Annotated in this window: 8 protein-coding genes; 7 read left to right on the forward strand and 1 reads right to left on the reverse strand. The window is 70.4% G+C overall.

All coding sequences use genetic code 11. The annotated features are described in order from the left end of the window. The first annotated feature begins 62 nt into the window (after window positions 1-62). Complete coding sequence (locus tag TF1_RS02635) at window positions 63-1,313, forward strand: metallophosphoesterase family protein (protein ID WP_011291447.1); 1,251 nt, start codon at window positions 63-65, stop codon at window positions 1,311-1,313. After that, window positions 1,310-4,813, forward strand: a complete 3,504-nt coding sequence (locus TF1_RS02640; protein WP_061783596.1) for an ATP-binding protein — start codon at window positions 1,310-1,312, stop codon at window positions 4,811-4,813. Before TF1_RS02635 ends, TF1_RS02640 begins: the two co-directional genes overlap by 4 nt. A 106-nt stretch (window positions 4,814-4,919) precedes the next feature. Here the strand turns inward: TF1_RS02640 and TF1_RS02645 are convergent, their stop codons facing one another. Then, window positions 4,920-5,126 carry a hypothetical protein gene (locus tag TF1_RS02645; RefSeq protein ID WP_011291445.1) on the reverse strand — a complete coding sequence of 69 codons (207 nt, stop codon included), beginning with the start codon at window positions 5,124-5,126 and terminating at the stop codon, window positions 4,920-4,922. Window positions 5,127-5,360: 234 nt separating this feature from the next. Here TF1_RS02645 and TF1_RS02650 point away from each other — a divergent pair, with 234 nt between their 5' ends. The 5 genes from TF1_RS02650 to TF1_RS02670 form a co-directional block, all read left to right on the forward strand. Then, window positions 5,361-6,317: a bifunctional adenosylcobinamide kinase/adenosylcobinamide-phosphate guanylyltransferase gene (locus TF1_RS02650; protein ID WP_107491028.1), complete on the forward strand. Its 957-nt coding sequence runs from the start codon at window positions 5,361-5,363 to the stop codon at window positions 6,315-6,317. 5 nt (window positions 6,318-6,322) lie between these two features. Then, entirely contained in the window at window positions 6,323-7,075 is a 753-nt protein-coding gene (locus TF1_RS02655; protein WP_061783597.1) for an adenosylcobinamide-GDP ribazoletransferase, read from the forward strand. Window positions 7,076-7,281: 206 nt separating this feature from the next. Beyond that, window positions 7,282-8,781, forward strand: a complete 1,500-nt coding sequence (locus TF1_RS02660) for a leucyl aminopeptidase (protein WP_061783598.1) — start codon at window positions 7,282-7,284, stop codon at window positions 8,779-8,781. 80 nt (window positions 8,782-8,861) lie between these two features. Next, complete coding sequence (gene lpdA / locus TF1_RS02665; RefSeq protein WP_016188451.1) at window positions 8,862-10,241, forward strand: dihydrolipoyl dehydrogenase; 1,380 nt, start codon at window positions 8,862-8,864, stop codon at window positions 10,239-10,241. Between the two features lie 84 nt (window positions 10,242-10,325). Next, window positions 10,326-10,473 (forward strand): biotin/lipoyl-containing protein (locus TF1_RS02670; RefSeq protein ID WP_394326521.1); only part of this gene is annotated, 148 nt, incomplete at its 3' end.

A 10,473-nucleotide genomic window follows, 5' to 3' on the forward strand; every position in this document is an offset into this window, starting at 1 on the left:
CACGCTATCCCAGGTCATGGCATGCTGGTCCGCTGTCTTCCGTCTTCCCCCGGAGGAGATCCATGAAGTTGCTCCACGCCGCTGATCTGCACATCGACAGTCCACTGCGGGGCCTTTCCCGGTACGAGGGGGCCCCGGCCGACCAGTTGCGCGGGGCGACACGGCAGGCTTTGGAGAACCTGGTGACTCTCGCCTTAGAGGAGGAGGTCACCGCGGTGCTGCTCGCCGGGGACATCTACGACGGGGACTGGCCCGACTACAACACCGGGCTGTTCTTCACCCGGCAGATGACCCGGCTGTGCGACGCCGGCATCCCGGTGTATTTGATCGCGGGCAACCACGACGCGGCGAACCTGATGACGCGGACGCTGACCGCTTCCCTGCCGAAGAATGTGCACTACTTTCCCACGGAGCGCCCCGCCACGGTGGTCGACGAGCAGCGCGGGCTCGCCGTCCACGGCCAGGGGTTCGCCCAGCGGGAGGTCAGGGCGAACCTGGCCGAACACTATCCCGCGCCGCGGTCCGGCTTGTTCAACGTCGGCCTGCTGCACACTGCGCTCACCGGTCGGGAAGGACACGAGCCGTACGCCCCGTGCCGTATCGACCAGTTGGTCGACCACGGCTACGAGTACTGGGCGCTGGGCCACGTCCACCAGCGGCAGGTGGAATACGACGCCGACGTCAAAGTGGTGTTCCCGGGGAACATTCAGGGGCGGAACGTCCGCGAGGCCGGGCCTAAAGGCTGCACGCTGGTCACCGTGGACGACCGCCACCGGGTGACAGGGCTGCGCCACCACGACCTCGACACGGCGGCTCGCTGGCACGAGCTGCGGGTGGATGTGCGCAGCGCCCGCGATGTATCCGACGTGCTCACCCTGGTCTCCGAGCAGCTCGACAAGGAGCTGGCCGGGGACACCGAACCCAACCGCGTCCACGCGGTGCGGGTGGTGGTCGAAGGCCCCACGGACGCCCACGAGCAGTTGCACCGCGACCACGAGAAGCTGTTGAACGAGCTGCGCGCTATCGCCGCGCAGCGCCCGGACACCTGGTTGGAGAAGCTCCGGGTGAAGACGTCTCCCCCTGAGGAGCGTCTCGACGCCGCCCACGCGGACGAGCTGGTCGGTGAGCTGTGGCGGACCGCGGCCCGGCTCTCCGCATCCCCGGAGCAGCTCACCGAGGTCATCGCGTCGGCCGAACTGCTGGGCAAACTGCCTCTTCAGCTGCGGGAAGAGCTGAGCGACCCGCAGCGGCAGCGCGACCTGTTGGCGGAGGCGGTGGAGCTGCTGGCCGCTGAGCTGGGGGGTGCGCAGTGAGGATCGAACGCCTGGACCTGCTGGCTTTCGGACCGTTCACCGACTTGTCGTTGCCGCTGGGCGCCCCCGGGGTGCACATCGTCTACGGCCCTAACGAAGCGGGGAAGAGCACCGCGCTGCGCGCGCTCCACGACCTGTTCTACAAGATTCCTAAACAGACCCCCTACGACTTCGTGCACGACAAACCGGACATGAAGCTGCGGGCTGTGGTCCGCAGCGACGACGGCAGGGTCGTGGAGTTCGTCCGCCACAAGCGCGACAAGAACTCGTTGACTGATCCGCGGGGGAATCCGCTGGATGAGAGCGTGGTGCAGCGGCTGCTGGGCGGGGTGAGCAGCTCGACGTTCCTTTCCATGTTCGCGCTCACTCTCGAGGAGCTTGAGCGCGGCGGGGAGTCGCTGTTGGAAGGGGGCGGCGACGTCGGTGAAGCGTTGCTGTCCGCTCGCGCCTACCCCCAGTTACGCGCTTTGGTGGAACGGCTGAGAAAGCAGCGGGACGCGCTGTTCCGCCCGCAGGGGAGGCGGGGGCCGACGATCAACAAGGAGCTGGGCGAATACCAGGATCTGAACAGGAGGATCGGGGAGGCGCAGCTTCGTATTGCGGACTACCGGCGCAGGCTGGCCGCCGTTGCGGAACAGCGGCAGCGGGAAAAGGACCTGGACCAGAAGCTGGCGTCCCTCCGTGAGGAGCAGAAACGGTGGACCGCCCTGCAGCAGGCGCTTCCTGCCTTGCACACGCGTGCTCAGCAGGTGCGGCGGATCGCGGAGCTGGAAGCCGAGGGCCCGCTCGCCCCCCTGGATTTCGCCGACCGGCTCCCCCGTTTGGAGGAGCAGTCCCGTGCTGCCGAGGAGACGCTCGCGGACAGCACGGCCGAGCTCGCGGCCAAGCAGGAGGAGCTGGACCGGCTGGTGGTGGATGCGCGCCTGCTGGACGCGGCCCCGGAGGTGGAGCGGCTGGCCCGTTCCCGGGAGCGGATCGAAGCCGACGAAGAGCGGCTCGCTGCGTTGGAACGCCAGGCGGCGCGCCTGCGGGAGGAGGCGCGGGAGATCCTGCAGGAGGTGCGCCCCGACCCGGCCGGGGCGGACGGTCCCGCGGTGCCTGCCGTGGACCAGGCCACGCGGAACCGGGTGAGGGAGCTCGCGGACGCTTATGCCGACCTGCTTCCCCGCGTGGAGGAGGCCCGCGGGGAGGTGGCGCAGCAGCGCCGCCGCCACACCGCCGAGCAGGAGCGGTTGGACGCGCTGCCTGACCCGGGCGACAGCGCTGCGCTGGCTGCCGCGTTGGATGCGCTGCCTGCCACGCTGTTCGACGAGATGACTGCCGCGGCCGACACGGTGCATGAGACCGCCGCTGCCTTGGAGCGCATCGCACGGGACGCGGGCTGGGATCCCGCGGACTGTGCCGCGTTGGCTGCCGCGCACGCCCCGCTGCGGGACCAGGTGGTCGCCTACCGGCGGCGCGCGGACGAGCATGCGCAAACACAGCGGCGCGCCGACGAGGAGTGCGCCCAGGTGCGTGCGGAGCTGGCGCGGGAACGGCTCCGGTTGGCAGAGCTCACCCAAGACGAGACGGTTCCCACCGAGGAGGCGTTGGCGGAGGCCCGCCGGCAGCGGGACGCGCTGTGGCAGCGGGTCCGCGACGGCTCGGATGCGGAGGCGGCGGACGCCTACGAGCGCGCGGTCCGCGACGCGGACGAGCTCGCTGACCGGGCTTTGGCCGGGGCGCAGCGGATCGCGGAACGCCAGCAGGCCCGGCAGCAGATCACCGTGTTGGAGCACCGCTTGGCGCTGGCGGAGCGCGAGGCCGCGGCCGCGCGTGCGGCCGGGGAGGAGCTCGCGGCGCAGTGGCAGGCGTTGTGGCCTGACCCGCTGCTGCCTGCCCCGGACGTGGATGCGGCAGAAACGGTGCTGGACCGGCTCGCCGAGCTGCGCAGACGCCAGGAGGAGCATACGGCGGCCTGCCGCAAGCTGGCGGATCGCCGGGAGCGGGCCGCGGCCCACGCCGACCAGTTGCGCCGGGCGCTCCGCGACGCGGGGGCCGAGGTTCCGGAGGCTGCGGAGGACGCGGACGTGGAGGCGGTGGTGCGGGAGCTGCGGGAGCGGGCCGCCGCGGAACGCGCCCGCCGCGAGCAGGCCGCGCAGGAGCGCGCCGACCAGGAGCGGACCGTCCAGGAGGCGAAACGGTCCCTGGTGGAGGCCGAGGCGAAGCTGGACGCGGTCACCGAGCGGTTGCGCGCCTGGGAGGAGGAGTGGCGCACGGTTGCGGCGTCGGTGCCCGTGTCCGGGGACCGGCTGCCTAAGGAGGTGCTGCACGACCTCGACCAGTGCGCGGAGGCGGCGTCCCGGCTCGCCGAGGCCGACCAGCGGGCCGCGGAGGCGGAGGAGCTGCGCGAGCAGATCGCTGCTTTCCACGACCGGGTGGGCGCGGTGCTCGAGGCCTGCGGCCTGCCCGTGCCGGACAGTGCTGCCCAGCGGCACGCTGCCCTGGACGCGCTGCGGCACCGGGTGGCGGAGAACAGCGCGCAGGAGCAGCGGCGCCAGGCGCTGAGTGAGGAGGTGGAGGCGCTCCGCGGGAAGGCGCGCAGCGCCCAGGCCCGGTTGGAGGCCGTGGAAGCCGAGTGCGCGCAGATGTGCCAGGAGACGGGCGTCGATTCGGTTGCGGAGCTGCGGGCGGCGATCGACCGCGCCCAGCAGGTGCGGGAGCTGCGGCACGATGTGGCGCTGGTGGAGCGGTCGCTCGCCGAGTCGTGGCCGGGCGGGGTCGCGGAGGCGGAGCAGGCTGCGGCCGGGGTCGACCGGGAGGAGCTGGCGGGCCGTCTGGCAGAGCTGGGCCAGGAGATTGCCGCGGCGGAGGAGGAGCATCGCGCCGCGGTGCGCGACTTGGCTGAAGCGGAGCGGGAGCTGGGGGAGGCTGACGGGTCGGCGCTGGCCGCGCAGGCCGCCCAGGAGCGGGAGGAGGTGCTGGCCCGGATCGCCCAGAACGCGGAGACCCATACGCGGCTGGTGCTCGCGCACACGCTGCTGCTGCGGTGCATCGAGGAGTACCGGCAGGCCCACCAGGGCCCGCTGCTGCGCCGGGCCGAGGAGCTGTTCCGGCAGCTCACCGTGGGCCGGTTTCGCGAGTTGCAGACGGAGACAGCTGACGACGGCACGACCGTGCTGCGGGTCCGCCGCGCCACGGGGAAGCTGGTGGACATGGGGGCGTTGAGCGAGGGCACTCGGCACCAGCTCTATCTGGCGCTGCGGTTGGCGACCGTGGAGCACTATGCGGCCGAGCACCAGTCCATGCCGTTCGTGCTCGACGACGTGTTCATGACGTTCGACGACGAGCGGGCTGCGGCCGGGCTGCGGGTGCTGGAGTCGGTGGCGGACCGGGTCCAGCCGGTGGTGTTGACCCACCACGCCCACCTGGCTGAGCTGGCCCGCGACGTGCTGCCGGAGGACCGGGTGCACGTCCACCGCTTGCCGCGGTTCACCCACGCGGAACGCGTGACCGTGTGAGCGTCCCGGTCCTGCTGCGCACCCCCGCTCTTTGGGGGTGCGCGTGGTGCCGCCCCGGGCGTCCTGCCCGGGGCGCTGCTGCGGGGGTGGGCGGCTGGTGTCCCGCCTAGATCTCGTCGTTCAGACTCATCGTGTATTTGGCGACGCCTTCGTTGAGCAGGACGACCCGTTCTGCTCCGGATTCGCGCAGGGTCCGCCAGTGTTCTCCGAGCCAGCTTTCCGCGTCGCCGCGGGAGGGGAACAGGGTGTCGGGGAGGTCTTCACCGCTGAGCACGGTCCCATCGGCTTTCTCGTACCGCCAGCTCCACGCCATGGATGTTCCTCACTTTTCTTCTTTCCGGTCACGCAAAGTGTCTGGTGAGACGGGAATCCCAGCCGTCCTCAGACATCCTGACCGGTCCACTACGGTTAACTAACGGACGTGCGTATTCGTCTCGCCGGAACAGCCGGGGCGGCAGGGTGGCCCGCCCCTCACTGCCGTTGTGCCTCCTGCAACCTCGCTGTCCAGTCCCGTCGGTTGCCGCTTCGGGTCACCGTGGACGATGTCTTGAGCCTGTCCTCCCCCGATGGGCTGGTGTCGAACCTGCTTCCGGCCGGCTATTCGGCGGCGCAGACGCCTTACGGGCTGCGGGTGGACGGCGCGGACGGCGGCCGGCTGCTGTTTGCGCGGCCTGACGCTCCGGCGACTCCCCCGCCGGACAGCGATCCGGAGGATCCGCGTCCCGACCACCAGGCAGACCTGGTGCTGGTGGATGTGGGCGAGTCGCCGGAGACGATCGGTGCGCTGCGGCGGGCAGGCGTGGTGGGGCTGACCACGGTCGTGGTGGCGGTGGGCGGCGACCACCGGGTGCATTCTCCGGCCGAGTTCGACCGCCGGGCCCGGCTGTGGGGGGCGTTGGCCCCGTTGGACGGCCAGGAGCTGCGGTGCCCGCCGGATGCGTGGCCGCCGTCGCGGCCGCACGGCCCGTACCGGGTGCTGGTGACGGGCGGGGCGCGGTCTGGGAAGTCGTCGGAGGCGGAGCTGCGGCTGCTGGGGGAGCCGGAGGTGCTCTACGTGGCGACGGGCCCGGCCCCGGATCCGCACGCGGATGCGGCGTGGGCGCAGCGGGTGGCCGCACACCGGTCGCGCCGCCCGGCGTGGTGGCGCACGGTGGAGACGACGGATGTCGCGGCGGTGCTGGCGAAGGCGGACGGCGCGGTGCTGTTCGACTGTGTGGGCACGTGGCTGGCGCACGTCATGGGCGAGTGCGGGATGTGGGCGGACGAGGTGCCTGCGGACGCGGAGCAGCGGCTGGAGGAGCGGATCGACGCGCTGGTGGCGGCGTGGCGGACGAGCGCGGCCTACGTGGTGGCGGTGACGAACGAAGTGGGGTCGGGTGTGGTGCCGCCGACGGTGAGCGGGGGGCTGTTCCGGGACTGGCTGGGCCGGGTGAACCAGAGGCTGGCCGCCGAGTCGGAGGAGGTCGTGCTGGTCACGGCCGGGCGGGTGCTGTCGCTGTCGTGAGCGGGATGCTGCGGGACTGTGCGGACGGGCTGCGGATGGCGCTGGGCACGTTGACGGCGATCCCGGTGCCGGTGTCCCGGGTGGATCGCCGGGTGGCGGGCTGGGCGATGGCCGCGGCGCCGTTGGTGGGGGTGCTGTTGGCTGCCGTGTCCGGGGCCGTGCTGGCGGGGGCGCTGTGGGCGGGCGTGTCTCCGCTGCTGGCCGCGGTGGCGGCGGTGGGCGCGGTGGCGTTGCTGACGCGCGGTCTGCACTGGGACGGGCTGGCGGATGTGGCCGACGGGTTGGGGAGCGGGGCGGACGCGGACCGGGCGCTCGCGGTCATGAAGCGGTCCGATATCGGCCCGTTCGGTGTGATCACCCTGGTGTTCGTGGTGCTGCTCCAGGTGGCGGCGGTGGCGGCGCTGGCGGAGGAGGGGACGGGGGCGGCGGTGGCCGGGTTGGCTGCCGCGCTGGTGTCGGGGCGGTTGGCGATCACGTGGGCGTGCACGCGGCTGGTGGGTGCGGCACGGCCGGAGGGTTTGGGCGCGTTCGTGTCTGGTACTGTGCCCTATCCCGCCGCCGCCGCGGTCACGGGCGTGGTGCTGGCCGTGGGCCTGGTGGAGTGGACGTGGTGTGCGGCGGTGGCTGCGGGTCTGGTGGTGGCGGGCGGAGTGCTGGTGTGGGTGTGCCGTCGGTTGGGCGGGATCACCGGTGATGTGTTGGGTGCGCTGGTGGAGAGCGCCGCCGGGGCCGCACTGGTCACCGCAGCAGCCCTGTAAGCATCTGTAAGCAGAATCACACCGATTCACATAAAATCACTCGGGGTTGTCTTGGTACCGCCGGGTTTCCGACGTGAACTCCCAGCCAGCGAATTCGACACGTCTTTTCGGCGCGGCCAAGCGTTCCCCCATGTCCGTCACAGAATTCAGGGCGCGCCCGCTATGCGTGTGTCGGCCCGTACAACGCAAGGACTAGCATCAGGACCGTGAGCACGTCGCTGGAAGTCAAATCCGAATCCCCACGTTCGCTCGATGCTGACGCGGTCGTCGTCGGCTACCACTCGGGAGACGACGGCCTCGTGCCGGCGTCGGGTGCTTCCGAGGTCGATTCCGCTTTTTCTGGCGGACTCGGCTCGGCCCTGGCCCTGCTGGGTGCCACCGGAGAGGTGGAGGAGGTGCGTACTGTCCCGTCCCTGGGCGCTGTGGCGGCCCCCGTGGTGGTCGCGGTCGGGCTGGGACCGGCCCCGGCGGACGGTGCATCGGTCTCCGCTGACGTCGTGGCGCGCGCCGCGGGTGCCGCGCTGCGTGCCCTGCGCGGCAAGTCCCGGGTGGTGGTCGCACTGCCCGCGGACACCGGTGAGCTGGCCGCTGCCGCGGCGCTCGGCGCTGTGCTGGGCAGCTATTCCTTTGACCGCTACCGCACGGGTTCCACGAAGGAGCCGGTGAGCTCGGTGACTGTGGTCAGCGGGGCTGCGGACGCGGCTGAGGCGGTGCAGCGCGCCACGGTGGTGGCTTCCGCGGTCTGTCTCGCCCGCGACCTGGTGAACACCGCGCCCGCGGACCTGCGTCCCGCCGACTTCGCGGGGATCGCCGAGCAGGTCAGCCGGGACCACGGCTTGGATATCACGATCCTTGACGAAAAGGCGCTGGCCGAGGGCGGTTACGGTGGTCTGATCGGTGTCGGCCAGGGGTCGTCCAGCCCGCCGCGTCTGGTTCGCCTGTCCTACAGCCACCCGGAGGCGACGACGACGCTGGCGCTGGTCGGCAAAGGCATGACCTTCGACTCCGGTGGGTTGTCGCTGAAGCCCAGCTCCGCGATGGAGTGGATGAAGTCCGATATGGGCGGCGCGGCCGCGGTGCTGGCCGCGATGCGCGCGATCGCCGAGCTGCGGGTGCCGGTGAATGTGGTCGGCTATCTCGCGATCGCCGAGAACATGCCGAGCGGAACCGCGCAGCGTCCGTCTGACGTGTTGAGGATCTACGGCGGGAAGACCGTGGAGGTGCTCAACACGGACGCGGAAGGCCGCCTGGTGATGGCGGACGCGCTGGTGCGCGCCCAGGAGGACAATCCTGATCTGATCGTGGACGTGGCCACGCTCACCGGGGCGCAGCTCGTCGCGTTGGGGACCCGCGTGTTCGCGGTGATGGCCAACGACGACGCGGTGCGCGACCAGGTGGTGGCTGCTGCCACGTCCGCGGGTGAGGCGGCCTGGCCCATGCCGCTGCCCGAGGAGCTGCGCAAGGGACTGGACTCGTCAGTCGCCGATATCGCCAATGTCGCGGGTGAGCGCTGGGGCGGCATGCTCAGCGCCGGCGTGTTCCTCAAGGAGTTCATCGCAGACGGAGTCAAGTGGGCGCACTTGGACATCGCCGGGCCAGCGTTCAACCAGGGTGAACCCCACGGTTACACGCCTAAGGGAGGCACCGGCGCAGCGACACGCACCCTTGTCCGTCTCGCCGAGTCTCTCGCTCAAAGAGCCGAATAACCCATGACCGGACGTTATGAGCCGCGTCCGGGCTCGCCACCGGTGTGTGATCACACCGCAGGAAAAGGAGTGTCCTTCCCGTGAGTGAAAGCGGCGGCACATTCGATCTCGTCATCCTGGGCGGCGGTAGCGGTGGCTACTCGGCCGCCATCCGCGCCTCCGAACTCGGCATGCGTGTCGCCCTGATTGAGAAAGACAAGCTCGGCGGCACCTGCCTGCACTACGGCTGTATTCCGACCAAGGCCCTGCTGCACGCGGGTGAGGTCGCCGACACGGTGCGGGCCAGCGAGAAGTTCGGTGTCCGGGCCTCGTTCGACACAATCGACATGGCCCGTGTCCACGAGTACAAGGACAAGGTCGTCAGTGGTCTGCACCGCGGCCTGACCGGTCTGATCAAGGCCCGCGGCATCACCCTGGTCGAGGGTGAGGGCAAGCTGACCGGTGTCGACGAGGTCACGGTCAACGGGGTGGCCTACAAGGGTCGGCACATCATCCTGGCCACCGGGTCCCAGGCGCGTTCGCTCCCTGGTCTGGAGATCGACGGGGAGCGGATCATCACCAGCTACGAGGCGCTCCGCTTGGACCGGGTCCCCAAGTCCGCGATCATCCTGGGCGGCGGTGTCATCGGCGTCGAGTTCGCCAGCGTGTGGCGTTCGTTCGGCGCCGAGGTGACGATTGTCGAGGCGCTGCCGCACCTGGTCCCGGCGGAGGAGGAGTCCAGCTCCAAGCTGCTGGAGCGGGCGTTCCGCAAGCGCGGGATCAAGTTCGAGCTGGGCAGCCCGTTTGAGAGCGTGAAGCTCACCGAGACCGGGGTGAGCATGACGCTGGCGAACGGCAAGACCGTGGAAGGCGAGCTGCTGCTGGTGGCGGTGGGCCGCGGTCCGGTCTCCCAGGGGCTGGGCTACGAGGAGGTCGGCATCCGCCTGGAGCGCGGCTTCGTCCAGGTCGATGAGAACCTGCACACCGGAGTCGGCAACATCTACGCGGTGGGCGACTTGATCCCCACGCCGCAGTTGGCGCACGTCGGCTTTGCCGAGGGTATTTTCGTCGCCGAGCACATTGCCGGGCTGAACCCGGTGAACATCGACTACGACGGTATTCCGCGGGTCACCTACTCCGACCCGGAGGTGGCGTCTGTGGGGATCACCTCCAAGACCGCGGCCGAACGCGGGATCGAGACCACCGAGTTCGTCTACAACTTGGCGGGCAACGGGAAGAGCCAGATCCTGCAGACCCAGGGCGCGGTCAAGGTCATCGCGGCCAAGGACGGCCCGGTGCTGGGTGTGCACATGGTGGGCAGCCGCGTCGGCGAGCTGATCACCGAGGGCCAGCTGATCTACAACTGGGAGGCGCTGCCGTCTGAGGTGGCGCAGCTCATCCACGCGCATCCGACCCAGTCCGAGGCGTTGGGCGAGGCCCACTTGGCGCTAGCGGGCAAGCCGTTGCACGTCCACGACTGATTCTTGGAGATGGGCGGGTGCCCGAGGGAGCCCGCCCATCATCTTTCTCTGTCGTTCTTGTGACCGCTCACTCAAGAGGAACCCATGTCGACTCCCGTTACCATGCCCGATCTGGGCGAAAGCGTCACCGAGGGCACTGTCACCCAATGGCTCAAGCAGGAGGGCGACACGGTCGAGGTCGACGAGCCGCTGCTCGAAGTCTCGACGGACAAGGTTGACACCGAAATCCCCT

This window comes from Thermobifida fusca NBRC 14071 = JCM 3263 (genome assembly GCF_001592045.1).
Lineage (GTDB): Bacteria > Actinomycetota > Actinomycetes > Streptosporangiales > Streptosporangiaceae > Thermobifida > Thermobifida fusca.

What these genes read in the sequence shown, in the direction of transcription:
- TF1_RS02635 (WP_011291447.1), top strand. Translation starts at nt 63, where the DNA reads ATGAAGTTGCTCCACGCCGCTGATCTGCACATCGACAGTCCACTGCGG.
- TF1_RS02645 (WP_011291445.1), bottom strand. Translation starts at nt 5,126, where the DNA reads ATGGCGTGGAGCTGGCGGTACGAGAAAGCCGATGGGACCGTGCTCAGC.
- TF1_RS02655 (WP_061783597.1), top strand. Translation starts at nt 6,323, where the DNA reads ATGCTGCGGGACTGTGCGGACGGGCTGCGGATGGCGCTGGGCACGTTG.